We start from the raw sequence: 26,363 nt of genomic DNA on the forward strand, positions 1-26,363 counted from the left end.
TATTAAGTATTGTCTTCTATATCATAATAGTTAAGTGAATTTGGCTGAAATTTTATGTATTCAGGTAGCACAGAACCAAATTTTTCGAAGACTTTTGGTTTATATTTAACATTTATGCCAGAATTTTTATCGTATAAATTTATTAAATATCCCTCTAATTTACAATTATTAAAAACTTCTGCATTATTATTTAAAATAATTATACCAGATATTGCATTATCATTAAACAAAACTTTATTATTTATTAATAAAATTTGGTCTCTAATGTCTGTTTCTATATTGAGAGTTCCATTTTTTTGAACAATAACATCTACATTATCTAACAAATAGAGGGGACTTCTTTTTTTTACTTTCTCTCTCAGATTTTCATCATAAACTTCAACTTCTTCAAAAATAAATTTTTTGCCCTTTTCAGTTCCATAGATAAAATCTCCATCAAGATTTAAAACTTTAATTTCACCTTTAGACCAATTATTATCATTGAAGGAATTTTTTATTTTTTCTAAATCATCTTTGTTTACTTTCCCTGAATTTAAAACTCCATCTTCTTCTTTATAAATTTCATTGATATAATTCGCCATGATCTTAGCACCTGCTATGGAATTTTTATATTTTACATCAGTATTAAGTTCAACTAAATCTACATCTATTCCCTTTTTATTTGAATAATCTCTTCTCCTTAGTTCAAGATTCTTTACTTCTGTATCACTTGGTTTAAATTCACAATTTAATTTTATATATTTTTCATTAGAAAATATGAAATTTCTTAATTCTCCATTAAAATTATTTTCAGAAATTTTTATATTTAAAACAGATTCTGCTACATACTTTGATTGAATTTTCTCAACTCTATTTAGATTTATATAAGATGTATTTGAAATATATGAATAAATAAAATAAAAGAAAAGAGCAAGCAGTGAAATTAAAATAATTGTGAAAATATAAATATAGCCCTTTCCTTTTCTATTCATAAATTTGTATCCTCTTTGCTACTTTAAAATCTATTTTATCTCTATTTCCATATTTAAGGTAAACATTAAAATAATTTCCACAATCAGAGATTTTAAAACTTTTTATTTCCCCAGTCAAAGCATTCTTAACCTCACCTGATGAATTTACTTTATTCATCAATGAATTAACTATATTAGATGTTCTGTATAATTGATTTGTTTTTTTCTCGTAATTTATGTAATTGTATTTGTCTTCAACTTTTTTAATAAAATAGATTTTCCCATTAATTTTAGCGTAATAATCACAGTTATCTATTTCATCCTTTATGTACTCAATTGCATAAGACATTTCAGAATTTGCATTTTGATTTAGATATGTTTTATTCAAAGCCTTTTGTGAAACTCCAAGTATAGAAGTTAATACCATTGAAATAATTAAAAGGATAGTAATAGAAAAAACTAGTTCAATTAGTGAATAACCCGCCTTGTGCGAGATAAACCTCAAACTTAATTTCTTCATCAGTATCACGCCTCTTTCCACTTACTATTATATGATTTAATTTGCCCTCTCTATTTTTTGTTACATTAATAATAAAGTTCTCATTTTCACTATCTACATCATCAAAATTTAAATTCAAATCTTTATTGTTGTATGCTTCACCAATTATTTCCTCCATTTTCGAATTCACCGCATAAACTAATAATTCTCTTTCCTTTATGTGATTTTGGTTTTCCATAAGAGTTATAATATTTGGCAAAATAGCTGATGCAATGAGTCCTATTATGGCTATGGAAAATAATATTTCGATCATCAAATGACCTTTATTTTTAGTTTTCGGATTCATAGTAACTAACCTTTCCAGTAACTGGTTGTATTGTAATTTTAACAGCTTTTTTATCCTTTATACTATATTTAATAGTGCCAGCAGAATTTTTTTCTTCAATATAAGATGGCTTTCCCTCAGTTGTAAAATTAATAACTCTCATATTTGTTGACTCAAGCTTAACTAATTTATTAAATTTTACACTTTTACTCTTTTTACCATAATTAACTGTGTAGCCATCATCCTTTATTTCTATACTAGTTCTACAATTATTAACTTGGGAATAATTTTTTAATTGTTTAATATCTAAAGCCAAGGTCTTAATTTGCTCCTTAGCTTCAATTTTGTCACGAACATTGAGATTAATATTGGCAATAGATAAAAGGATTAATAAAATTCCAATGCATACAACTAACTCAATTAATGTAAATCCCTTAGATTTCATCATTATATTCAACTTCTTTTACAAAAAAGAATAAATCTTCGTTATTTTGTGGCAAGAAATAAATGTAACTAATATCGTATGCAAATAAATTAATTCTAAACCACTCATCTTGATGAATCTCTCCCGTAAAGGGAATTTGTTCCCCAGAAATATTTATAATTCCTATTTCTTTACAGGAATCATAGGGAAAAAATAGTGAAAGAGAAATCCCATCACAATGTTTTTCTACACCAAGTTTAACAATATCGCGAATATTTTCCGAATTTATATAAAATGATGTAATGCCAGACTCGCTATAATAATTTGTTTTTACATTATCGTCAACAATAAATTTATATTCCCTATCTTTTTTAATTTTAGTTTTAAAATCATCAAATAAAATTGGATTTACATATTTGGATTTATCTTTTTCAGGTTTTAAATTTATATCAATATTTGAGGAAGAAACTTCTCTGCCTTTAATTTCATTATCAATATCTTTGCTTTTTTTACTAATGTTTTCTGATTTAGAAGATTTTATCATTGCCATTTTAGTATTTTTTAATTGGTCAGCCTTTACACTTTCTTCTGATTTTTTAGGATTAATTTCTTCCTTTTTATTTTGAGCTTCTATTTTTTTGTCTTGCTCACTTTCATTAAAATAGGCTTTTTTTAGATCTGAATAATAAATTGCTTTAGATGGTTTTTCAGCTTTTAATCTATATGAAAAAGAATTTTCATCTATCCTATTTAATTCAATATTTGAATATCCATAATAATTTGTGAGGGCAGAAATTTTATTAATCTCGCTATTATTGACGTTTCCAGAAATTAAAAGAGTGTCAATGTCCGTCTTTCCATCCTTTGTAAAATTATCTTTACTCAAATTGTTTTCAGAAGCAATTTTATCTAAGTTTTCATTGGAAAAATCAGCAAGTCCATTGTATTTATAAATAGGTTTTTCAACTTCAATATTTTCATTGAAATTAACTTCAGAAATTTTTTGTACTTCTCTTTTTATCAAAAAATTATAAAATAAAAATTCTAAAAACAATAAAATAAAAACTATTAATAAAATCTTTTCTCTATTAGAAAATCTTCTATATTTAATTTTTTTACTTAAAATATCAAATATATCCATTTAATTTTTCCTCTACGTAGTTTGATAATTTTTTATTAAGATTTATATTTGGATGAATGCCGTCGATTAAATCCTCTTCTATGTAATTTTCTTTAGAATAATCAAAAAAGGAAATAACCTTAAAATCTTCAGCCTTCTCTTTTAAAATTTTGTCTAAATTTTCTATATTTTTATTTACTGAACTAAAGTTAATGAAACTTTCATAAGCTTCGTCTAAATTTTTAAAGGATGTAGGATAAGGACTTATTACAAAAATCTCTCCTCCTAAGACTTTTAATTTTTTAATAATTTTGTATATATTATTTAATACATGCTCAAGAGATCTGCCATTGAAAAAATCATTGAGACCAATGTGAACTAAGTATAAGTCATAACTCATTAAATTATTTATAGTATATAAAAGTTCATCTGTTGTCAAACCGTTGACGCTATAATTGTCGATATCATAACCTTTTCCTGATAAATAATAAATTAAAGACTTTCCTCCAACTAAATAACCTTCAAATATGGAGTCCCCAAGAGCACAAATCCTCATAAAACCTCCTAAATAAGTCCCCTTTCTAAAAAACTAAAATATTTATTGTCGCCAATAATTATGTGATCCAAAATTTTAATGTCAATAATATTTGATGCCTCAACAAGATTCTTTGTAAGATTAATATCTTCCTTTGAAGGGCTTGGGTCGCCCGTTGGATGATTATGTAATAAAATTATACTATGTGCATTGTCAAGAATTGCAGTTCTAAAAACTTCCCTCGCATGAACAATAGTCATGTTAATAGTTCCCTTTGAAATTTCTCTAACAAAATTTATTTCTTTTTTAGTGTTTAATGTCATAATTCTAAAATGTTCTTCTTCTAAAACGCTCATCTCACTTAAAACATAATTTGCTGCAATAGAAGGTGATGTAATTTTAATCTTTGAATTGTAATTACTAGAAGCAAGTCGCATTCCTAGTTGTACAGCAGCAATAATCATAGCGGCTTTTGCTTTCCCAATTCCATCTACTTTCATCAAATTTGAAAAATTTGCATTTTTAAGACTATTTAAACCGTCTTCATCATTTTCTGATTTTAAACTTCTAAGAACTTTTTGAGCAGTATCAATTGCCGAACTGCCTGAATTTGTACCAGTTCTTATAATAAGAGCTAAAAGTTCAGCATTGGAAAGATAATTTGGTCCAAATTTTATTAGTTTTTCTTGAGGTCTTTCGTCTTCTGGCATTTCTTTTATTGTGTATTTTTCTGTTTCTCTTTCTTTCATAAAATCACCATAAGCTAAAATTAAATAATTTTATTAAATCTCTATTTATCATTCCTATTGGAAAGCCCACAATATTATAGTAATCTCCTTCTATTTTTTCCACCAATAATGATCCCTTGCCCTGAATGCCATAGGCACCAGCTTTGTCTTTATATTCAAGGGTATCTAAATATTTTTCAATTTCATCATCACTTAAATCATAAAATTTTACATTGGACTTTTCATAACTTACATATTTAATTTTTTCTGACAGTTTAAAAATCCCATAACCTGTGTAGACAGCATGAGTCTTTCCGCTTAAACTTTTAATCATTTCTCTTGCTTCTTCACGATTTTTAGGTTTGCCTAAGAGCAATCCATTTAATTCAACCAAAGTATCCGCAGATAAAATTATTTTATCAATATGTTCCTTTGCGACTTCAATTCCCTTTTCAAAGGCAAGGGCAGTTACTGTTATACATGGAGAAAAAGAATCGTCTTTTACCTCGTTGATTTCTTTAGAAATTACATCAAAATCTATAAAATTCGATAAAATTTCTCTCCTTCTAGGAGAATTTGACGCTAAAATAATTTTTTCCATTTCAACCTCTCTCTTTAGATATATTAGTATTTTTGACTACATAGATTGAAGTAAGCCCAACAAAATATCCTGTAAAAATCCCCAAAATTACAAGCAATGGTAGATATGCTAGTATTGCCGTAGTTTTCATAATGTAAGATGCAACTAATACTTGACCTAAATTGTGAAAAAAAGAACCTATTTCACTAATTCCAATTAAAGACAAATATTTTTTCAAAAACTTATGAGAAATTATCATAGAAATTGAACTTAAAATTGCACCGCCCATGGAGAAAAAGAAACTTGAAACTGCACCAGTAACAAGAGCTAAGATCACAGTCTTAAAAATAGAAACAAAAAAGCCCTCCTTATAACCTATGGAAACTATGATTACAAGCACAACAATATTTGACAATCCAAGTCTAGCACCGGGAATTGCAACTGGAAGTGGAATTACACTTTCAAATAGCCCAAGGACAATTCCAATTGCACTAAGTAGCGATAAGTAAATTAATTTTTTATTTCTTGTCATTTTATAACCAAATCCAAATCATTGTCATTTCTTTTTTCAGAGACTATCTTAACAATAAGTCTATTGGGAAGACATATTATTGAATCACCGGGAACGCTAATTTTCCCCATTTTTATGCAGATTTTATCTTTGCAATTAGATTCATGCATATGGACTTCTCCCTTTTCAATTATAACTTCATTTTTACCATAAACAGTATTTATATCAATTTTTTCATCTGTATCCTTAGTTAGTGGAATCTCTTTAAACACTTTCCCATCAACAGTAATCACAACTTTTTTTGCAAGATTTGCATCCTCTTTAGGCAATTTATTTGTAAAAAAATAAATTAAAAAAGAAGCAATAACTATTAAAATAATAACTAAAATATCAGCTTTTTTTAACTTTACCATATTTTTATTATAGCACAACTTTAGTATTAATTCTTAAAAGAAATTTGATAATAAAAACTCTATAATATCTTGGATTATATCCGAAATATTATAGAGTAAAATTTTCGCACAAAAAAAGTGAGACCTAAGTCTCACTTAATTATTCAGCTTCTGCAACAATTTCTTTGCCTGCATAGTGTCCACATGATGGACAAACTCTATGAGGTAATTTCATTTCATGGCAGTTAGGACATTCAACTACTGTTGCTTTATTTAATCTGTAAGAAGATGCTCTTCTCTTATTCTTTCTTTGTTTTGAAGTTTTTCTCTTAGGTACGGCCATTTCTACACCTCCTCATCCTTAAATAAATCTAATAACTTTCCAAATCTTGGATCAAATTTCTCTTCAGAAGATCCTTTTTCACAATCGCAAGTACCTTCATTGAGGTTCTTGCCACAACGTGGACAGAGACCCTTACAATCTTCTCTACACAAATTTTTCCCAACAATAGATGTAATAATTTGTGAGAAAATAATCTCCGAAAGGTCTACGGAATCATCCTTAATTTTAAAATACTCGTCTACTGAATCATCATCATATAAACTAAGGTCTTTAAAATTGTATCCAATGTAACTAGTCTCTTTTTCTTTTATAAATTCTTTGAGGCACCTGTCACAAGTTGCTTTAAATTTGTAGGAAATATTTAGACAAAGTTCTAATTCCCCTGTCAAATCATGAATATATCCATTGTACTCTATTGGATAGATGAGATTTAGATCTTCTAAACTCAAATCCGTGTCATTTTCCTTTAGGCTACCATCAAAGTTTAACCTAATATCATCAGATGACAAAAAAGCACTAAGATCTAATTTCATATACTCACCTCAAAAATACATACAAATTATTATAACTTTTTACTTTTTAAATGTCAATACTTATTGCAAAATTATGCGTTAACAAGTTCCTTAGTATCTCTTGCAATCATAAGCTCTTCATTAGTTGGGATTACAAATATTTTTATTGAAGAATCGTCAGCAGAAATAAGTTTATCTTCGCCTCTTACATTATTTCTTTCTGGGTCAATTTTAATTCCTAAAGATTTTAATCCATTAACAATTGATTCTCTCATTTCAATTGAGTTTTCGCCAACACCTGCTGTAAATACAATTGCATCAACATGGTCAAGTTCAGTCATATAAGATCCAATGTATCCACGAACTCTTTTTTCAAAAATATCAAGGGCAAGTTTAGCTCTCTTATTTCCTTCATCTCTTGCAACTTCAATATCTCTAAAGTCACTTGATACTCCGGAAATTCCAAGTACACCAGATTTTTTATTGATTAAAGTGTTAATTTCTTCAGTAGAAAGATTTTCTTTTTCCATAATAAATGGGATAATAGCTGGATCTAAATCGCCACATCTAGTTCCCATTGCAAGACCTTCAAGTGGAGTAAAGCCCATTGAAGTGTCAATGGATTTACCATTTTTTACTGCACAAATACTTGAACCATTGCCAAGGTGACAAGTGATTAAGTTAACTTCATTTACATCTTTTCCAAGCATTTCGGCTGCTCTATTAGTGATGTATTTGTGGGAAGTTCCATGGAAACCAAATCTTCTAATTTTATATTTTTCATAATATTCGTATGGAAGTGCATAGATGTAGCTTTCTTCAGGCATAGTTTGATGGAAAGCTGTATCAAATACTGCAACTTGTTTAACATTTGGAAGAAGTCTTTGACAAGCCTTAATTCCCATAATGTTTGGTGGATTGTGAAGAGGAGCTATTTCAACATTGTCTTCAATTCCCTTTAAAACTTTTTCATCAATTACAACAGATTTTGCGAAGTCTTCGCCACCGTGTACTACTCTGTGACCTACTGCGTCAATTTCCTCAAGTGATTTGATTGCACCATATTCTTCGTTAGTTAGAGATTCCATTACAAGTTCCAAAGCTCTTTTGTGGTCTTGCATTGGAGTTTCAATAGTTTTCTTTTCTTTATCTATTGTTTCATGTTTAATTCTTGAGCCTTCAATACCAATTCTCTCAACTAAACCCTTTGCCATCAATTCTTCAGTTTCCATATCAATTAATTGATACTTAAGAGAAGAAGATCCGCAATTAATTACTAATATCTTCATATTTCCTCCTCATGTTTTTAAAATTCATTAAATATAGTATAATAACTAATAATTAGTTTATAACAGATGTAGACATTAGTCAATAATTGGAGTTTTAAAATATGAAAATTGCTTCTATAATTGCGGAGTACAATCCCTTTCACAATGGTCACGCATATCAAATTCAAAAAATAAAAAATGAATATTCAGATTATATAGTAGTCATAATGTCTGGGAATTTTGTCCAAAGAGGCGAGCCTGCCATAATGAATAAGTTTGAAAGGGCAAAAATTGCCGTAAATAATGGCGCAAGCCTTGTTTTAGAGCTACCACTAATCTATTCAACATCAAACGCAGAAATATTCGCTCATGGTGGCATAAATATTTTAAATTCCATGGGCATTGTCCATAGACTTTACTTTGGCTGCGAAGATAATTCTATAATTTTAAAAAATTTATTAAAAAAAATTAAGGAAAACCTAAATGATTTTAAAATAAAAAAATTTTTAGATGAGGGAAACTCTTTTATAAAATCTCGCGAGCTTGCCATGGACTTTTTATCTCAAGAAGAAAAGGAAATTTTAAAAAAACCAAATAACATCTTGGCACTTGAGTACATTAAAAGTTTAGAAAAATTAAATTCAAGAATAAAGCCCTGTTCAATCGAAAGAAAAAACGTAAACCACAATGATGACTTTTCAATTGGCAAATTTGCATCAGCATCTTATATAAGAAGCCTTTGCTATAATAAGGAAGATGTAAGTAACTTTATACCACATTATGAGCTAAAACCAGAAAATAATTTAGAAAATTATTTTGAAATCTTTAAATACAAAATAATTTCAGAAGAAATAAATTTCAAAAATTATTTTGACTATGAAGTGGGCTTAGAAAATAGAATTTTAGAAAATCTAGATTCCAAAAATTTTGAAGAACTTATAGAAAAAGTCCACTCAAAAAGACATAGCAAATCAAGGATAAAAAGACTTATGCTTGAAATTCTCTTAGACATAAAAAAAGATGAAATAAAAAAATCCTTTGAAGAGCCTTACACAAGAGTCCTTGCTTGTGACGAAAGAGGCATAGAAATATTTAAAAAATCAAAAAACAAAAATAAAATTTATTCCTTTAAAAGTTTCTACGATAAATCTAATGGGACAATAAAAAAAATGCTAGAAAAAGAAATTCTCGCAAGCAATATATACAATATTAAAAACGGAAAAATAAATAGGGACTTTACCACAGAAGTCTACAAAAAATAAAACTCTCATTTCAGTTTCTTGCTTTAATGAGAGTTTTTTAACTTAAAGCTAATCTTTAGTTTCACTTCTTGCCCTATTATAAATATTTTTAAATCTTATATCAAAAATTTAAAACAAAATAAAGCATTAAGGTATAAAAAATCTCTCTAGATTAAGTTAATAATCTAGAGAGAAATACTTTATTTATGATTTTTACAAACCATTATTTAAATACCCATTGTCCAAGCATAATATCTTCATATTCTTGAATCGTAGAGATATTCAAGCTACTTTCATATCTATACTCTGTTGGAATAATTTCATTGTTGCCATTATATATGATAACTTTGAACTCTTTTTGTTTTCCTTCAAATTTTTTTGGGATTTCTTTTCCAAGTATTTTAAGTTTTTTATTTGCCCTATTCCATTCATCCTTAGTTATATTTTGAGTGTAAACTAATTCTTCGCCTAATTTTACTTCAACTTTTGTAGGGACTTTAGGGTCAGCTTTAAACACCCATTTACCAAGCACTACATATTTGTATTCTCCAATGTCTGCATAGTTTAAACCACTCATATATTTATTACTTGTTTTTATAACTTTATTACTTTCATTATAAAGAATTACATTGAAATCTTTTTCTTTTCCTTTAAATTCATCTGAAATTTCTTTATTTATAATTTGAAGTTTTTTATTTGCTTCATTCCATTCATCCTTAGTTATTTTTTGAGTATAAACTAAAGTATCTCCTAATTTGACCTCAACTTTTGCAGGAGTTTCAAAATCTGCTTCTAATACTTTTACTGTGGCTTTATCACTTATTTCTTTGTAGCTAATAGTTATATCTTTTTGATGTTTATTTGCATCTTCTTTAGTAAATTCATAGTCAATATTTGGATTTATTTTAATTCCTAAATCACTTGCTTCATCCCAATTTATTTCTTTTACAGTACCATTAATAGTAGTTGTTGTGATTGTAAAATCTCCTTTGGATAAAGTTTCTCCTTCAAAATATTTATCTTTCTTTAGATTAAGCTTAATGGATTTTAATTCTGATTTATCATTAACCCAAGTATTATATCTATAAAATGAAGTTTCAAATTTTTCACCTTCATTTAATACACTTGTATCAAAGTTTTCAAACTTCCAATATTCAAAAGGTTTATCTACCCATACTCCATCTGCTATCTTTTTATCATTATAGAAAAGTTCAGCTTTTGTAGGCTTGACATTGACTGTTTTCCCACCAAGATTAACTCCGGAACCTTTTTTGATATTGAATCTATCTTCACTTCCATCTGGCATTGTCAATACAAAATGTGTTGGAGTTACATCATGTTTTGGACTTTCTGCGACAAAAAGTGTTAGCCAATCTTCTGCATAGCCTGATTTATCCTTTACTTTTAATGTTATTTGATTTCCTTCAGGGTTTAAAATTTGTCCTTGCTTGTAATTTGTTTCTATTCCATATTGACTAAGATCTGAGAATTTGACACCAGGTCTTATTAATCCATCACCATAAGCTATATCAAATTTGATTGAATCAAAATCTGCACTTTCTCCACGTACTAATTTTACTTTATCTGCAACAGCATTTCTGTATCTTTCTGGATTAAATTCATTATTTCCAGAAAGTTTTATATAGGCTATATCTTGAATATTTTTATTTTCGCTATATTTTTCTGATCTTTCTATTGCATTTGCAACAGCTCTTACATATCCCTTGGCTGTCTTAGTAGCAGTGCTTACTACATCTACATATTCACCTGTATAATTTTTAGTGTCTAATTTTTTATCTATTTCAGATTCAATCTTTAAAATTTCATCTTTGTCCTTGTCTTTTAATATTGGCAAGATTTTTTGAGCTATTCTTATATATCCTTCTTCTAATCCACCATTTTTAATAACTTCTATATCTTTTACTAAGCCATTATCTATCTTTACCTTAAGAATATTTGGACCTGCTCCCTTAGGATTAAATCCTACATTAGATGTTCCAAACCAAACTTTTTCAATTGGAGAAGTTTTTCCACTATTTGTTTTTACAGGAACATCAATATTTACAATGCCATAAGGTAAATCCTCGTCAGAAATTTCAATATAGATTATATCTCCTACATCAGTACCTGGAGTAACTAGCACTCTTCCAGATTCATCTATTGATACTGGAATATCTTCGTAATTATTATTAGTTGCTGCAATAGTTGTTTCTTTACCTTTGTTTTTTACAACTATTCCTGTATCTTGCTCTTCATTAGTAGCATTTACAGTTTTTACATTATCTTTATCTATACTTATCTTTGATGGATCAATTGAATTATTGTCTACTGGAACCTCAATTTCTACAGAGCCATCAGGTAAATTGTCATCAGAAATTTCAATATGAACTGAATCTTTTGCTTTAGTGCCTGGAGTAACTAATACCTTTCCAGAGTCATCTATTCTTACGTCTACTACATCTTCGCCATCAAGATTAATTGCTGTCACAGTTGTATCTTTACCACTATTTTTTACAACTATTCCTGTATCTTGTTCCTCATTAGTAGCTTTTAAAGTTTTAATATTTTCTTTATCTACGCTTATCTTTTTTATATCAGCTGAAGTAGTATCTACAGAAACATTAATGCTTGTAAAACCTCTAGGTAGATCCTTGTCAGTAACCCTTATAGTGATTATTGTTCCAACATCAGTACTTGGAGTAACAAATATCTTGCCAGAGTCATCTATTCTAAATGGAACTTGTTTGTCTTCTTTATTATTAGCTGTAATTTTTGTATCTTTTCCCTTGTTTTTTACAACTATTCCTGTATCTTGCTCTTTACCATTGGCTTTTACCATTTTCATGCCTTTGGTTTCGACTTTTATCTTTGTTGGATCTTCCTTATCGTCTACATGAAGAGTTACTTTTTCTTCAAGATATCCTGTCTTGTCTTGTATATGCAACATAATAGTTCCTGGTTTTTCCAACTTTTGATTTTGAGTGTAGTTTGCATCTATATTGTTAAATTTAAGTTCAGTAAAATCTGCTCCATACTCGACTTTACCATTAGCATAGCCTATGTCGAATTTTAGGAAATTGAAATCAGCTTTTTCCCCAGCTTTTAAATCAGTCTTTAGCATAAACTGTTTTCTTGTTTCTCCTGGTGCAAGTCTTAGTTTTATATAAGTTATGTCTTGAATGTTTTTATTGTCATTTGCATCAATGGATCTTTTTATAGCTTTTTTAGTTGCTTTTACATAATCCTTAGCTGTTATAGTGGCATTAGTTACTGAATCATAATATTCTCCCTTTTTATTATTTAATTGACTTAAAACATTGTCTAATTCATCAAGTTTTAAACCTTTTAATTTTGGAAGAATATGTCTTGCAATATTTAAATACTCTTCTTTAAATCCGCCATCAGCTATAGCTTCAACTGAATCTATTTTTTCATTTTTCAATTTTACCTTTACAATACTTGGTCCATATATATCACTTTCAAGTCCTTCAAAGGAAGCTGCATACCATTCTCCATCTAAAGGTTTTTTTGTTTTTGGTTTAGTTACTTCTGTTGAACCTGTTGTTTCATTAGTACCAGGTTTTTCAGGTGTAGTTGGTGTTTCATGAGTAGTTGGCTTTTCAGTAGTGCTTGATGATGAGTTATCGCTACTGCTATCAATGATAGACCAATTGCTATGACGTGAAGATGATTTCTTGACTGTATTAGTGCTTATGCTTGATACTGTCTTTTTGTTTTCTTCAACATTTTTAGTATTATTATTTTCTGAAGCATTAAATAGAGCAACAAAGGATAACTCCCTGCTTGCTTCTTTATTTGGATTGATAGTTTCAATGCCTGTTCCTTTACCTATAATCTTTAGCTCTTTTGCCCAATTAATGTAAGTATTAGGCCACTTTGCATTTGCCATTTTCTCACTTGTCAAATCTTTCTTAGTGGCTACAACCATTAACTTTATCAATTCTGCTTCTGTTATGTTTTTTTCTGGTTTGAAAGTTCCATCTGGATAACCTTCTATCAAATATTGACCATTAGGCATTTTTATTTTGCTTGCCGCTTGGATAACACCATTTGCCCAATAATTTGTATTAACATCTGAATATTTTGATTTTTCTGATTGAAATTTTGCAGCCTCATTTTTATATCCTAAAGAATATATTAGGATTTTTGTAACCTCACTTCTTTTGATTGGATTACCAAGGTTTAAATTTCCTTTTTCATCGCCTTCAACTACTTTTGTATTAATTAATTTATCAACTTTTGATTTATTAGTTAATTCTTCTTTAGCAAAGACTTCAAGGTTTACAGTGCTAATTACCATTAGTATTGCCACCATTAGCACAAGTAATTTTCTTTTCATAACTACCTCCTAAATAGAATTATGATACTAAGTATCATTTTATATAATAATTTTACTTATTATAGCCTTATTTATGCTCTATATATTTTTTGCATACTTATTAATTCAATTTTAATTTGATTTTTTTTGAACTAATTTAATTGTGTAGTAACCCCAAATTAAAATATAAATTACAACATCTAGCACTTTATCTTTAATATGTCCAAAATATAGTATTATTACATGAATAAATATTAAATAAAAGAATACATAGGCTAACTTTTGGAGTTTTTTCCAACTGCTCGGATTCATTTTCTTTCTAATAGTTTTAAAGGATGTTAAACATAATGGAATTAAAATTGCTATCATCACTAAAGAAATTATTGTTGCAGCTAGCTTTAATGGCTCAAGGCTTGACATATCTGTGAAAAATTGTACAAAGAATATTTTTCCAAATAATATATTGTGTCCAAAAATTATTATTGAACCAATTATTGCAAGCTCTCCCCTAATTTGCATCAACTCTCTTACAAATTGATCTTTTTTGAGGACGCCAATATACATTACCAATATAATGAATGCTGTTCCTATCGCTCCTCTATTTAGAGGTCCTAATATATACTTAGATATTGCCGGGTTTAGTTCTTTAACCATTGGCATTGATGCAATTTTTATATACATAAAATTTATTAGCACTGCCAAAATATAAAATGGAACTGGGTTCCTTTTAATTAAATTTTTAAATAATGCTACAAATAATAGCACTATGATTATTGATTCTACTAAAATCATAATTCCTCCTATTAAATTTTTTGATTGATATTATAAAATTATAAACAATGAATTATAGATTATTAGCTATTTTAAATCCTATTGAATTTTCCTTAAAATAACAATTTTATTGTTTTTGCAAAAATTTTATTACTACTACCAGTATTATTGTGAAAGATATTTATTTTTTTTAATTACCTCCCTCGTTGAAAATAGAACTCTTAACCAAAATCTATATCCCCTATCACGCAATAGGATGTAATAAATTGGATTTCCTAAGAAAATTCCATTTCCAAAGTTTAGCATAAATGATTTTAATTATCATATAGAATATTATCGTTATTTTTTGAAAAAATTCTTGGATATGCATATTATTTTTCTCATACATTAAACAAAAAAAGACTCGAAAACTCGAGCCTCTCCAATATTTAAAATGTAACTTATCCAAGTGTAAGGAATCTTACTTAATGAGAATTTCCTACTATTTGGTAAGTATAATTTAACTAAATTAACTAATTATTTAATTTCCATGATTCAGCCTTGCTCTTTGCATTAATTAAATCTGAATAAAGTCCATTATTTTTTATAAGTTCATCATGATTTCCACGCTCTACTATCTCTCCATCTTTTAAAACTAAAATTTGATCTGCGTTTCTTATTGTCTTTAGTCTGTGGGCAATCATTATAACTGTCTTATCTTTTGTCAAGGACTCTATGGCTTCTTTTAATTTATCTTCATTTTCCGGATCTATATTTGCAGTAGCTTCATCAAAAATTATTATAGGTGCATCTTTTAGCATTGCTCTTGCTATGGATATCCTTTGTTTTTCTCCTCCTGAAAGGCTTGCTCCTCCTTCTCCAATGATAGTATTGTATCCCTCTTGAAGACCAACTATAAACTCATGACATCTTGCCTTTTTCGCAGCTTCTACAACTTCCTCATGACTTGCACTTTGTTTGCCAAATTTTATATTATTTTCTATGGTATCTTCAAATAGATAGACATCTTGGAAAACCATAGAAATAGACTTCATTAGATTTTCTATTTTATAATTTTTTATATTTTCGCCACCGATTAAAATCTCGCCAGAGTTTACATCCCAAAATCTAGCAATTAAATTACAAAATGTAGTCTTGCCTGATCCACTTGGTCCAACTATGGCTGTCATTGATTTTTCTTTTATAGTAGCTGATATATTTTTTAAAATTTCCCTATCATCATAAGAAAATCTTACATTTTTAAATTCTATATCGTGATTTTCGATAGGCTTTTCTATTGCTCCTTCTGACATATTTTCAATAGACTTTGTATAATCATAAGAATCAACAGCATTTTCCACCAATCTTAACATTGCAAGCGCTGATCCAGATGCAATTAGACCATCAAATATAACAAAACTTGCTATAAATATCATGATAGTATTAACCAATTGACTTTGTAAACCAAAGTATGATTTTACAGATATAAAAAGCATACTACAAATGGTAATCGCTATTATAATTTTAGCTAATAAAGTATATGGTAATACAGTTTTCTCCAAATTAAAAGATGACTTGCTTGCATCATCAAAGCTTTTATCAAGTTTCTTATTATTGCTTCCTCCAAGATTATAAGATTTAATAATCTGCATTCCTTGTAATGTTGATAAAACTTCTTTTGTCAATGATACTTGAATTTCATGAATTTTATCTGCATTTTCTCTCGACCTTTTTTGCATAAGAGAAATAATAAATAAAAATACAATAGAACCTATTATCGCCACAAAACCTACTTTATAAGAAAAGAAAAACAGAGACAATATAAAAACAATAGCGTTTAACATACCGCCAAAAACCATGATAAATAAATTGGGAACCCAAGTTTCTACATTATCTAAATTGGTAGTAGCGATTGTCGTTAAGTTCCCCAAACTTAAACTTGAGAAAAATCCCATGGGAACTTTTTTTATTTTCTCACCAAGTTCAATTCTCTTATCGCCAGCCATGAAATATCCAACATGTGTTTGTTTAAGCATGGATGAATTTTTTGAAATAATTACTCCTACAATGCTAACTAACAAGAATAAGCTTGAAATCCCTATGGTTTTGAAACTTACATTTTTATTTATTATACCTAAAATTGCATAGTAAATTGCAGCAAATTGAAAAGCGTTAAATATAGCTCCTATAAAATTGGCAAAAATTGATTTTTTTATATATACTTGTTCTTTGGAAGAAAAATCCCATATCTTTTTAAAAACACTAATCATTTTTTTCTCCTTTCAAAGCAGTTTCCCATAGATTGCGATAGTCTTCTGATGATTGCAAAAGCTCATCATGGCTACCTTGAGCTGTAAGTTCTCCATTTTTAATGACAAATATCTTATCTACATTTATTATCGTGTTTAAACGATGAGCTATAACAATTAAAGTCTTTCCTTTGACTAATTCTGATATGGCATCTTGAATTAAAGCTTCATTTTCAGGGTCAATATAAGATGTTGCTTCATCTAAAATTACTATGGGTGCATTTTTTATCATCGCTCTTGCGATAGATATCCTTTGCCTTTCTCCACCTGATAAATGTTTCCCGGCTTCACCAACTTTTGTATCATATCCCTTTGACAAATTCATTATAAAATCATGACAGGCTGATTTTTTGCATACTTCAATTATTTCCTCATCGCTGGCATTCTTCTTTCCTATCCTAATATTTTCCTTAATGGATATATCAAAAAGATAATTATCTTGTGATACATAGGAAATTGTATTTGAGAGTTCTTCAAGGGATATGTCTTTAATATTTACATTTCCTATGTTTATAGAGCCATTATCTGTATCCCAAAATCCTGCAATGAGTTTTGCAATAGTCGACTTTCCTGAACCAGATTCTCCTACTAAGGCATTTGCACTGCCTTCCTTTATATTTATATTCAAGTTATTTAGCACCTGTCTATCTTTCTCATAAGAAAAATCTACGTTTTTCAGCTCTATATTATAATCTTTAATTTCTGTGTTTTTGTTTTTATGAGACAATTCTCTCCCATTAAATATATTTTCAATTTCTCCAAAAATTGTTGATATTCTTCCTATATCATCTTCAAATGTCATTACTCTCATTATATTTTGTATAGTTCCAAAAGAAAGGATTATCAATGTTAAAAACACACCACCATCTAAAGAGCCTTTCATAAAAAGATATAAACCAAATGGTATGATAGTTAAAATACCAACAGGTGCAATAGACATACTTATAGCATAATCTCTTGTATTTTCTCCCATCCAATTGTAATAATAATTTGCCTTTTTATATACATTTTCGCTATATTTTTTATAGGATTTTTCTCCTTGATTAAATGTTTTGATGACCTCAATCCCGTTGATATATTCAACTATAGAATTGTTCATGTCTTGACCAATTTTAACTGCTTGTGGAAATTTTACTTTCATTCTCTTCATAGGTCCACTCATAAAAAAACCACCAATAAATAATGGAACTAAAGATATAAGACTTAGCCTATAATCCAAAGTCAACATATAAATAAATAATATTACAGGTCCAACTAAATTTGCTGTCATCTCAGGTATGATATGAGCCAAAGTTGTTTCAGTATTGTCAACTTGATTTACAATTATGTCTTTTAATTTGCCAGTAGACTCATTTAATATGTCTCCTAGAGGCATTTCAAATAATTTTTCCATAAGATTTTTCCTTATATCTCTTATTATTTGATAAGCTACTTTGTGAGAAATCATTGTTGATAAGGACATGAATATTTCTTTTATTAGAAGGCAGAAAAATATTAGGCATATTTTTTGTAAATAATAATTAAAATCTTGGTTCCCACCAATCAAATATATAATTAAATCACCTAGAATAATGTATACAAAGAGATTGGAAATTACACCAAGTATTGCAAACAATACAGAAATAAAATATTGTATTTTTTTCTCCTTTACATACTTTTTTAATAAATCCATTTATTTAACTCCTTTACTTTTTTTCATTACAGATTTAAAATAAGTCTCTATCATTTCCATGATATATTTCTTATTTTCTATAAAATTTGAACGAGCTCCCAAAATTTCGCAAGCCATCAACCCGGAATTTATAATATTAATCATAAATTCAAATTCTTCATCAGATGGTATATCAATAGACATGCTAGAAAACAATTCTTTAAATACTTGGATAGACTCTTTTTTTAGCTTAATATACAAGTTTTTTAGGTCATTGTTTTCTTTCAACTCGCATAAAAACATAACATAAATTTTTACATAATCGCTGCCTGCAAGCATCTTATCCACGATAATTCTAGAAAAAAAATTTGGACTTCTTATTAAACTTTCGTCGTTGACGGAGTTTCGAATAACATTCCTTCTATTTAGATTCCCTTCAACCATGATCTCATATAAAATCTCATAAGTTGAGCCATAATGATGATAAAGACCTCCCCTAGAAAGTCCAGTTTCCTCCATAATGTCATTCATAACAGTATTTCTAAATCCCTTATCTAAAAATACTTTCATAGCTGCTTGTCGAATTTGTTTTTTTCTTTCGTCAGCAATCATTTTTTTAGCCATAAACAACCTCCTTATACCGACACTATTGTCGATATGATTATTTTATCACTATTGATATTTATTTTCAATACATTCTATGCTATAAAAATTTTTTATAAATTAAAATGTAAAAATACAAATAAAACAGCTTAGATTAATTTTTCTAAGCTGTTCGCATTTTAGAGTATTGTTTTTATCTTTGATTTAAAGACAATTTTAACTTATTCTCATAAATTCTATCTCTTTTTCTTTTTTTAATTTTTAATAGACAATTTATTTTTTATCTAAATTTTCTAATTTTTTACCCGAAATTCTCAATATGCTTTCTCTTAATACAATAGATATTGTATTTAGCTGACTAAATATGCTAAGTTTATAATTAAATTGCCAATAATTAAATGCCTTTAAAATCTTTACATAACCGGATTTATATAGCCTATCTCCATTGCCTTGTTATAGGCTTCAAGTGCATTTTTTGTGCCTAGCTTTTCATATATATTTGCTATGTGATTGTATAGGGTTCTCTCACTTATAAAAAGTTTTTTTGCAATCACTTTTTTATTTTCTCCCTTTATTAATTCTCTTAGAACCTCAACTTCTCGTTCTGTAAGTGGATTGGCTATAAAAACTAATTTATTATTTATTTTTCCAAAGTTGACTTCTTTTAGTCTAAAAACTAATTCTTCAATTTCTACGGATTTATTTATAAAATCCTTTACTCCTAATTTGAATGCCCTATCTTTATAGTTGTCCATGTCGTATGATGATAAAATTACTATTTTTTGATTTGGATTTTCTTCCGTTATTTGCTTTACTATATCAAATCCAGTTTTTTCATTCTTGAGATTAATATCTATTAACAATATGTCATAAACATCATTTTTCAATTTTTTAAAAAATTCATCTATATTTGTAGCATAAGAGCAAAGTTCAACTTCTTCTTGTTCTTCTAAAAGAAGCTTAATAGATTCGCCGAATAATTTATGGTCATCTAATAAAAGAAGTTTCATTTCCCACCTCCAACTTTACTTTTGTAGAAAGCAAATCCTTGTTTAAATCATATTTTATGTTTCCAGCATTTGAATTTATTAAAATTTTAAGTAATAAGATGCCTCTTTGTGATTTTTTTATTTTTTCATAATCTTCTTCATTTGTTCCGTCACTTTCTAATTCCAAGACGATAAAATCATCTTTGATACTTAACTTATAGTTCAAAAATGTAGCTTTTGAATGCTTGTAAATATTATTTATCAATTCTTTTGATATTATTGAGATAAATCTAGTTAATTTTTTATTATTTTTTTTTAATAGTTTTTCATCAATCGTCTTTTGTACTTTTATTTCTTTTTCTGGATATAATGATGAAATATTGTAAAATATTCCTTCAATAGATGTATCAGTATTTACATCTTCAAATAAATTTGCCTGGTAAAATTTCATCATTTCTCTTAACCGTTTTTCCAAATTAATGAGAATTTCCCTTGCATGATTTATGTCTGAGTTTTTTAGTGAAAGGTAATTTCTCGCAGCAAATATATCTTGAATTATCTCATCATGAATAATCCTTGCAAATTCATCTCTCTCATCTGCCATATAATCAGAAAGATAAAATAAATTATATGTATTCTCATATATATTTTCCCTATCCTTTATATATATTATAAAGAAAATCTCCATTATTAAAAAAATAATTTGGAAAAATAAACAAGCTATCATAGTATCTATGTTAAACAAATATATAATTATAAAAGAGAAAATTACCATTCCTATGGTAAATTTTTGTGCTGATGCTTTATTAATTGGCAATATATTAATATCTTTGATAGATCTATCTATTATAAATTTTTTAAGATAGGTCAATGTTGATATAAAACTTACAATTCCAAGGATTAATTTAAAATTTATCTTATCAATCAAGATTAGAGCTATGGGCAATAAAGAAGTTATTAAAAAAATTTTTGAATATTTTATTGGAATATTTTTATTTGATAATTCCGTATATATAAATGAATATAATGTGAAAAATAAAACACTAGAAACTGCATTCAAAATTGAGGCATCTTTTATTATCAAATTGGTTTTAAAAAGAATTCCACAAAATAAAATTATAAATGAGTGAGCTAAAGCAATTTTTTCTAATTTCTTATACATATCTAATAGTAGCTAATTACAATCCTTTCTTTATTTGTTTTTATACTCAAAAATATGAGAATAATCGTGAATATAGTTATCTTTAAAGCTAAATATAATTCTATCATATTTGTAAAATAATAAAGTAAAAAACAGATTCCCATAATTACCATCATTGATAAAATCAACCTTATTTGAAGTCCATTTAATTTATTTATATTTATTGTATATAAAATCATCATCACTACTATTACACTTTCAAAAATAATAGAAAAAAAAAGATTCACTATTATTGGTGCTGAGATTTTTATTTTCAGTAGGATTAGCATTATACTTGGAGCAAGTATAACAAAAGTAGCTATCATTATGGAAATCATATATTTTACAATGAGTTCTTTTCTTGTTAAACCATTTGCAAGGATAAACTCAATCTTTTTACTAATCTTATCACTTATTAGGGTGGATTTTGCAAGTTCTATAAAAAACACAATATACAAAATTAAAAAGCCTTCATTTTTCATAAAGTTAACAATACTTGTACCCTCATTAATATCTCCCAAAAAATAAGAAATAAAGGTGAAAAATATTGCCATTATGCACATTAAGATTGCGTTTTTATCTAATAGATTTTTTATATCTTCTCTAATTAAGTTTATGACCATGTCCCCTCCTTATTTATAATTGATTCATTATTAATTCTCGCTAGATTAATTATTGAAAAAATCCCAAAAGTTAAAAGTAAAATTATATTTATTCCAACTATCAAATAAATTAAATTTATATCGTATTTATCTAATAGACTTAAAATCTTATTAGAAAAGGAGCCTACAATGTATATAAAAAGTGTAGTTCCAAAAAATACTAAATTTTTGAAAAATTTAAAATTTTTTCTGGATAAAGAAAAAATATTTAAAAATAAAATTTCAAAATAAAGCATAATTACAGTCGATATATATATTCCTACAATCCATTTAAAATCTTTTTTAAAATCATAAAGATAGTATGTAAAGAAAAATAAGAAAAATGGAAGGATGGATGAAATTCTCCACATCTCTATTGTATATGCCCTAATAATATTTTTTATATTTATTCCTGATGCTATTATAAATTCAATTCTTTTGTTTAATTTATCTTTTACAGTTAGGTTAATTATCATGGAGTTCGCTGTTATCTGTGTAAGACCCACTATTAAAACATAGAGCATTAAAAGTACATAGGAAGTTGACTTAGATTCAAAAACATTTTTACATAGCAAAAAAGAAAATCCCAAAACAATAATCATACACACTATTATATTTAATATTGTTTCCTTATCTCTAAACAAATAATATCTACAAGCTTTATTAATATTCATATTATTTCTCATTTTATTCCCTCTTCTATAAATAATTCTTCTAAACTTTCCCCTCCTATTTCAGAAATTTTTTTAGTGAAGAGTAGTTTTCCATTTTTAAGCATTGAAACCCTATCCGCCACCTTTTCAATTTCATCAAGGTCATGACTCGTAATAACAATGGTTTTGCCTTCTGTTTTTAATAATTTGATAAGTTTTCTAATTTCAACTCTTGATATTGGGTCTACTCCACTGGTTGCTTCATCTAAAAATATAATCTGCCTATTCATCATTACTATAACTAATAAAGAAAGTTTTCTTTTCATCCCCTTGGAATAAGTTGAAACCTTTCGAGTTAAATCCTTTGTGATTTCTAATAAGTCAGAATATTTTTCATAATTTTTAAGCTCATATCCAAAATACAAGCCATATAATTTAATATTTTCAAAGCCAGTCTTATCCTCATACAAATAGTCATTCTCAAGAAGCATGGCATATTTTCCCTTAACTATTACTTCCCCTGAATCTTTTTTATAAAGTCCAGTTAAAATTCTTAAAAGAGAAGTTTTGCCAGATCCGTTAGGTCCAATTATGGCATGTACAGTATTTTCTTCTACTTCAAGGTCAAAATCATTAAAAAGATTTTTTTCTTTAAAATTTTTACTCAAGTTTTTCACTTCAATTATATTCATACTCTCACCTCTTGCTTAGATAATAAATTATTTTAAAATACAATTCATGAGTAAATACTGCAAAGTTAAATAAAAAAAGCTTCTAAGATTTTTTTTAAAACCTTAAAAGCTTTTTACTTTTTCTTATCCTATTAGTCTAAGAGCAATAAGTATAATTATTTTATTGTTTGCTGAGATTGAATTAAATATTTTTTGAAAAAAAATTTTTTAAATATATAGATATTAAAATTCCCACTATAAAGGAGCTTATGCTGACATAACTATAAGGTGTGCCATCTAAAAAATAAAGGATAAAGAATATATTCCACCCCAATGGAAATAATAAAATATATCCCCAAAATAATTTTTTATTTTTAAAAATTAATGGCATTAAAATTAGTACAGGAAGAGAGAATGGACTGAGTAGATAATAATTTAATGTCGCTATAAGTCCATATAAATGATTTGTGTCCACAAATAATATAGGAATACAAGCTACTATTATTATAATAAATAAAATTCTAATTATCATATTCTTCATTTGATATTACCCTCTTTCAGTAATATTCTTTATTTATACAAAACTTAGATTAAAAATATATTATCATATTTAGCTTAGAATAATTAAATATGATTTATAAAATATGGCACTTTTTTCTAATAAAGATAAAATATTTTCCAAATACTATCTTCTACAAACTCATCAAATTAACTCTGACACCCTAGTAAAATTCAAATTTATTATATTATATTTCTTTTTTATTTATATTAACTATAACTTTTTAAAAAATTTAAAACAAATAAAAATATTAAGAACAAAATTTTTATATTTTCTCCATAATTAATTGAATTTTTTGGTCAAATGTTCTACAATATAGTTAGTTAAACTTTTGTTTTGTTAATACACTTTTGATTGAATGTATTTTCTATTTTTTATTTAGGAGGTCGCTATGGGTTTTATTAACTATTCTTTGGAACCAAAATCTGATATTGCTTTTGTGGATATTAAATCCTTTTACGCAAGCGTGGAATGTGTTATGAGAAATTTAGATCCTCTAACTACTTCCCTTTGCGTAATGAGTAGAGCTGAAAATTCTAGTGGTCTAATTTTAGCTAGCTCTCCTCTTTTTAAAAAAGTTTTTGGCAAAAATAATGTTGGCAGAGCTAGAGACCTTCCCTTTGATATTGAAACGCGTAAGTTTTGTTTTAAAAATGCTAGACATCAAAACAATGAAATTACTAAGACTTACATTGATTATATCGAGAAGTGGGCGAAAAATACACTCATAGTTCCTCCAAGAATGGCTCTTTATATCGAGGAAAATCTAAAAATTCAAAAGATTTTTCAAAATTATGCTACTAAAGATGACATCCTTCCCTACTCTATTGATGAGGGATTTATTGATTTAACTAATAGTCTAAATTATTTTGTTCCAAATAAAAATATTTCTCGCAAAGACAAGTTAGATCTTGTTTCTTCTATGATTCAAAAGGATATTTGGGAATCTATTGGTGTTTATTCTACTGTTGGTATGAGCAATGCTAATCCTCTTCTCGCTAAGCTTGCTCTTGACAATGAGGCGAAAAAAACTAATACTATGCGTGCAAATTGGTCTTATGAAGATGTGGAATCTAAAGTTTGGGGCATAAATGAGCTCACAAATTTTTGGGGCATTGGCAATAGGATGAAGAAAAGGCTAAATGATTTATATATTTTTTCTGTCCGCGACCTTGCCAATTATAATCCCGATATTCTAAAAAAAGAACTTGGTGTAATTGGTCTTCAACTTTGGTTTCACGCTAATGGTGTTGACGAATCTAAAATTACTAAACTCTACAAGCCTAAGTCTAAAGGTCTTGGCAATTCTCAAGTTCTTCCTCGCGATTATGTATGTCAATATGAAATTGAGATTGTCTTGCGTGAAATTGCCGAACAAGTTGCCATTAGAATTAGACGAATTAAGAAAAAGGCGACTGTCATTTCTATTCACATTGGCTTTTCATATAATGAAAATAGAAATTCTATTAATGCAAGGAGGACTATAAATCCTAGTCAATCAACTAGGTTTTTATGTGGTGAAGTTATTAAACTTTTTCGTGAAAAATATAAGGGCGGTGCTGTTAGACAACTTGGTGTTAGTTACGACAATTTAGTTGATGAATCTTCTACAATTTTAAATTTTTTTGACGATTTTAGAAAAATTGAACGCGAAGAAAATCTGGACAAAACCATTGATTCTATTCGCGACAAATTTGGTTTTACTTCTGTTCAAAGAGCGACTTGCCTTATGGAAGGCTCTCGCGTTATTGAAAGGAGTAATTTAATTGGTGGTCATTGTGGTGGCATGGACGGTGCTAATTAGTCTTTTGTGAGGTGATTTTATGGCTAATAGAAATTATTTGCCCTTTAAATCTGCAAGAAATTATGTGGATAGAGGCATGGCAAAGTGGATGGGATTTTTTATTTCTGAGCACACTTCTGCTCTTTTTCACATGGACGATGTAGTTGATGTGTCTGATCAAATGAGTAATTGCGAAATAGCTATTGCCATTAATCAAAGTTATGTAAATGCTCTTGATATTATGATTTATACAAAACTTAGACAAAAGCCATATATTGGAAAAATAAAAGAAATTTTTGACAATTTTGTTTATTTATGTGGATATGATTCTCTTAATATTTATTTCTGCGATATTGTTAAAATAGTTCTTTTGGAGGAATTATGAATAACTTAGAAAATAGTTGTATTCAATTTGATTATTTTTCTTGCAATTATAAAAGGTTTGAGGAAGATTTTTATAAATTTTCTGCTATTAATGTTCCCCTTACTTTTTTAACAGATGATTTGCTCCTTCATATGTTTTTAGCTGAGCACGACTATTTTAGACTCAATGCTAAAAATTCTGTGGACGATAAAGATCATTATTTTGTTTTCAAAAAATTAAATAATAAAGATAATAAATATATCAGCCAATTTGAGTATATTGGAAATTTATCTACCATAGAATTTTTTTAATTATATTTTGGTAAATAATTTTCAGCCTTTGGCTGATTTTTTTACATTTTCTATTTTATAAAAACTTTTATACAAACGAGCTAAGCTTCGTCGCTTATTTGACCTAGATATTCTTCTTATAGAAAACTCTAC

28 protein-coding genes are annotated in these 26,363 nt (G+C 27.7%); 5 read left to right on the forward strand and 23 right to left on the reverse strand.

Annotated elements, in window-relative coordinates; translation table 11 throughout:
• Positions 1-2: 2 nt before the first annotated feature.
• The 13 genes from ACQRC6_RS03520 to ACQRC6_RS03580 form a co-directional block, all read right to left on the reverse strand.
• On the reverse strand, positions 3-971 hold the full coding sequence (locus tag ACQRC6_RS03520) for a hypothetical protein (RefSeq protein ID WP_427847767.1): 969 nt from the start codon (positions 969-971) through the stop codon (positions 3-5).
• Positions 964-1,470: a PilW family protein gene (locus tag ACQRC6_RS03525; protein WP_427847768.1), complete on the reverse strand. Its 507-nt coding sequence runs from the start codon at positions 1,468-1,470 to the stop codon at positions 964-966. Before ACQRC6_RS03525 ends, ACQRC6_RS03520 begins: the two co-directional genes overlap by 8 nt.
• On the reverse strand, positions 1,415-1,795 hold the full coding sequence (locus ACQRC6_RS03530) for a type II secretion system protein (protein WP_427847769.1): 381 nt from the start codon (positions 1,793-1,795) through the stop codon (positions 1,415-1,417). Before ACQRC6_RS03530 ends, ACQRC6_RS03525 begins: the two co-directional genes overlap by 56 nt.
• Positions 1,779-2,222 carry a prepilin-type N-terminal cleavage/methylation domain-containing protein gene (locus tag ACQRC6_RS03535; protein WP_427847770.1) on the reverse strand — a complete coding sequence of 148 codons (444 nt, stop codon included), beginning with the start codon at positions 2,220-2,222 and terminating at the stop codon, positions 1,779-1,781. Before ACQRC6_RS03535 ends, ACQRC6_RS03530 begins: the two co-directional genes overlap by 17 nt.
• Positions 2,209-3,339 carry a hypothetical protein gene (locus tag ACQRC6_RS03540; RefSeq protein WP_427847771.1) on the reverse strand — a complete coding sequence of 377 codons (1,131 nt, stop codon included), beginning with the start codon at positions 3,337-3,339 and terminating at the stop codon, positions 2,209-2,211. The genes ACQRC6_RS03535 and ACQRC6_RS03540 overlap by 14 nt, the downstream gene beginning before the upstream one ends.
• Positions 3,326-3,874 carry an SGNH/GDSL hydrolase family protein gene (locus tag ACQRC6_RS03545; RefSeq protein ID WP_427847772.1) on the reverse strand — a complete coding sequence of 183 codons (549 nt, stop codon included), beginning with the start codon at positions 3,872-3,874 and terminating at the stop codon, positions 3,326-3,328. Before ACQRC6_RS03545 ends, ACQRC6_RS03540 begins: the two co-directional genes overlap by 14 nt.
• An 8-nt stretch (positions 3,875-3,882) precedes the next feature.
• Complete coding sequence (gene radC / locus ACQRC6_RS03550; RefSeq protein WP_427847773.1) at positions 3,883-4,602, reverse strand: RadC family protein; 720 nt, start codon at positions 4,600-4,602, stop codon at positions 3,883-3,885.
• A 4-nt stretch (positions 4,603-4,606) separates the two neighbouring features.
• Positions 4,607-5,182 carry a nucleoside triphosphate pyrophosphatase gene (locus ACQRC6_RS03555; protein WP_427847774.1) on the reverse strand — a complete coding sequence of 192 codons (576 nt, stop codon included), beginning with the start codon at positions 5,180-5,182 and terminating at the stop codon, positions 4,607-4,609.
• A 1-nt stretch (position 5,183) separates the two neighbouring features.
• Complete coding sequence (locus tag ACQRC6_RS03560) at positions 5,184-5,693, reverse strand: Gx transporter family protein (RefSeq protein ID WP_320850217.1); 510 nt, start codon at positions 5,691-5,693, stop codon at positions 5,184-5,186.
• Complete coding sequence (locus tag ACQRC6_RS03565; RefSeq protein WP_427847775.1) at positions 5,690-6,085, reverse strand: NusG domain II-containing protein; 396 nt, start codon at positions 6,083-6,085, stop codon at positions 5,690-5,692. The genes ACQRC6_RS03560 and ACQRC6_RS03565 overlap by 4 nt, the downstream gene beginning before the upstream one ends.
• Before the next feature lie 139 nt (positions 6,086-6,224).
• Positions 6,225-6,407, reverse strand: coding sequence for a 50S ribosomal protein L32 (gene rpmF, locus ACQRC6_RS03570; protein ID WP_019107039.1), 183 nt, complete (start codon positions 6,405-6,407; stop codon positions 6,225-6,227).
• A gap of 2 nt (positions 6,408-6,409) precedes the next feature.
• Positions 6,410-6,940 carry a YceD family protein gene (locus ACQRC6_RS03575; protein ID WP_427847776.1) on the reverse strand — a complete coding sequence of 177 codons (531 nt, stop codon included), beginning with the start codon at positions 6,938-6,940 and terminating at the stop codon, positions 6,410-6,412.
• A 71-nt stretch (positions 6,941-7,011) separates the two neighbouring features.
• Positions 7,012-8,208: an acetate/propionate family kinase gene (locus ACQRC6_RS03580; RefSeq protein ID WP_427847777.1), complete on the reverse strand. Its 1,197-nt coding sequence runs from the start codon at positions 8,206-8,208 to the stop codon at positions 7,012-7,014.
• 101 nt (positions 8,209-8,309) lie between these two features.
• Between ACQRC6_RS03580 and ACQRC6_RS03585 the strand changes: the two genes are divergently transcribed.
• Positions 8,310-9,449 carry a nucleotidyltransferase gene (locus tag ACQRC6_RS03585; protein WP_427847778.1) on the forward strand — a complete coding sequence of 380 codons (1,140 nt, stop codon included), beginning with the start codon at positions 8,310-8,312 and terminating at the stop codon, positions 9,447-9,449.
• A gap of 202 nt (positions 9,450-9,651) precedes the next feature.
• On the opposite strand, the gene ACQRC6_RS03590 is transcribed toward ACQRC6_RS03585, so the two are convergent.
• The 7 genes from ACQRC6_RS03590 to ACQRC6_RS03620 form a co-directional block, all read right to left on the reverse strand.
• Positions 9,652-13,788 (reverse strand): S-layer homology domain-containing protein, encoded by a 4,137-nt coding sequence (locus ACQRC6_RS03590; RefSeq protein ID WP_427847779.1) that lies wholly within the window; start codon positions 13,786-13,788, stop codon positions 9,652-9,654.
• Positions 13,789-13,899: 111 nt separating this feature from the next.
• Complete coding sequence (locus ACQRC6_RS03595) at positions 13,900-14,559, reverse strand: hypothetical protein (RefSeq protein WP_427847780.1); 660 nt, start codon at positions 14,557-14,559, stop codon at positions 13,900-13,902.
• A 491-nt stretch (positions 14,560-15,050) separates the two neighbouring features.
• Complete coding sequence (locus ACQRC6_RS03600) at positions 15,051-16,787, reverse strand: ABC transporter ATP-binding protein (protein ID WP_427847781.1); 1,737 nt, start codon at positions 16,785-16,787, stop codon at positions 15,051-15,053.
• A complete protein-coding gene (locus ACQRC6_RS03605; RefSeq protein ID WP_427847782.1) occupies positions 16,780-18,498 on the reverse strand; it encodes an ABC transporter ATP-binding protein in 1,719 nt (572 codons plus the stop codon). Before ACQRC6_RS03605 ends, ACQRC6_RS03600 begins: the two co-directional genes overlap by 8 nt.
• Complete coding sequence (locus tag ACQRC6_RS03610; protein WP_427847783.1) at positions 18,499-19,101, reverse strand: TetR/AcrR family transcriptional regulator; 603 nt, start codon at positions 19,099-19,101, stop codon at positions 18,499-18,501.
• A 392-nt stretch (positions 19,102-19,493) separates the two neighbouring features.
• Positions 19,494-20,090, reverse strand: coding sequence for a response regulator (locus ACQRC6_RS03615; RefSeq protein WP_427847784.1), 597 nt, complete (start codon positions 20,088-20,090; stop codon positions 19,494-19,496).
• Positions 20,068-20,997, reverse strand: a complete 930-nt coding sequence (locus ACQRC6_RS03620; RefSeq protein ID WP_427847785.1) for a histidine kinase — start codon at positions 20,995-20,997, stop codon at positions 20,068-20,070. Before ACQRC6_RS03620 ends, ACQRC6_RS03615 begins: the two co-directional genes overlap by 23 nt.
• 10 nt (positions 20,998-21,007) lie before the next feature.
• Here ACQRC6_RS03620 and ACQRC6_RS03625 point away from each other — a divergent pair, with 10 nt between their 5' ends.
• Positions 21,008-21,199: a hypothetical protein gene (locus ACQRC6_RS03625; protein ID WP_427847786.1), complete on the forward strand. Its 192-nt coding sequence runs from the start codon at positions 21,008-21,010 to the stop codon at positions 21,197-21,199.
• Between the two features lie 34 nt (positions 21,200-21,233).
• Here ACQRC6_RS03625 and ACQRC6_RS03630 read toward each other — a convergent pair whose 3' ends face one another.
• The 3 genes from ACQRC6_RS03630 to ACQRC6_RS03640 are packed head-to-tail and all read right to left on the reverse strand — an operon-like array spanning position 21,234 to position 23,235.
• Positions 21,234-21,872, reverse strand: coding sequence for a hypothetical protein (locus ACQRC6_RS03630; RefSeq protein ID WP_427847787.1), 639 nt, complete (start codon positions 21,870-21,872; stop codon positions 21,234-21,236).
• The gene (locus ACQRC6_RS03635; RefSeq protein ID WP_427847788.1) at positions 21,863-22,576 is read right to left on the reverse strand and encodes a beta-carotene 15,15'-monooxygenase; all 714 of its coding nucleotides are present in this window, start codon (positions 22,574-22,576) and stop codon (positions 21,863-21,865) included. The genes ACQRC6_RS03630 and ACQRC6_RS03635 overlap by 10 nt, the downstream gene beginning before the upstream one ends.
• Positions 22,573-23,235 carry an ABC transporter ATP-binding protein gene (locus ACQRC6_RS03640; protein WP_427847789.1) on the reverse strand — a complete coding sequence of 221 codons (663 nt, stop codon included), beginning with the start codon at positions 23,233-23,235 and terminating at the stop codon, positions 22,573-22,575. The genes ACQRC6_RS03635 and ACQRC6_RS03640 overlap by 4 nt, the downstream gene beginning before the upstream one ends.
• Positions 23,236-24,164: 929 nt before the next feature.
• Between ACQRC6_RS03640 and ACQRC6_RS03645 the strand changes: the two genes are divergently transcribed.
• The 3 genes from ACQRC6_RS03645 to ACQRC6_RS03655 are packed head-to-tail and all read left to right on the forward strand — an operon-like array spanning position 24,165 to position 26,231.
• Positions 24,165-25,577: a Y-family DNA polymerase gene (locus ACQRC6_RS03645; RefSeq protein WP_427847790.1), complete on the forward strand. Its 1,413-nt coding sequence runs from the start codon at positions 24,165-24,167 to the stop codon at positions 25,575-25,577.
• Positions 25,578-25,596: 19 nt separating this feature from the next.
• Entirely contained in the window at positions 25,597-25,941 is a 345-nt protein-coding gene (locus tag ACQRC6_RS03650; RefSeq protein ID WP_427847791.1) for a hypothetical protein, read from the forward strand.
• Positions 25,938-26,231, forward strand: coding sequence for a DUF5960 family protein (locus ACQRC6_RS03655; protein ID WP_427847792.1), 294 nt, complete (start codon positions 25,938-25,940; stop codon positions 26,229-26,231). The genes ACQRC6_RS03650 and ACQRC6_RS03655 overlap by 4 nt, the downstream gene beginning before the upstream one ends.
• Positions 26,232-26,363 lie beyond the last annotated feature (132 nt).

Source organism: Peptoniphilus sp. SGI.035, from assembly GCF_050315115.1.
GTDB lineage: Bacteria > Bacillota > Clostridia > Tissierellales > Peptoniphilaceae > Peptoniphilus_A.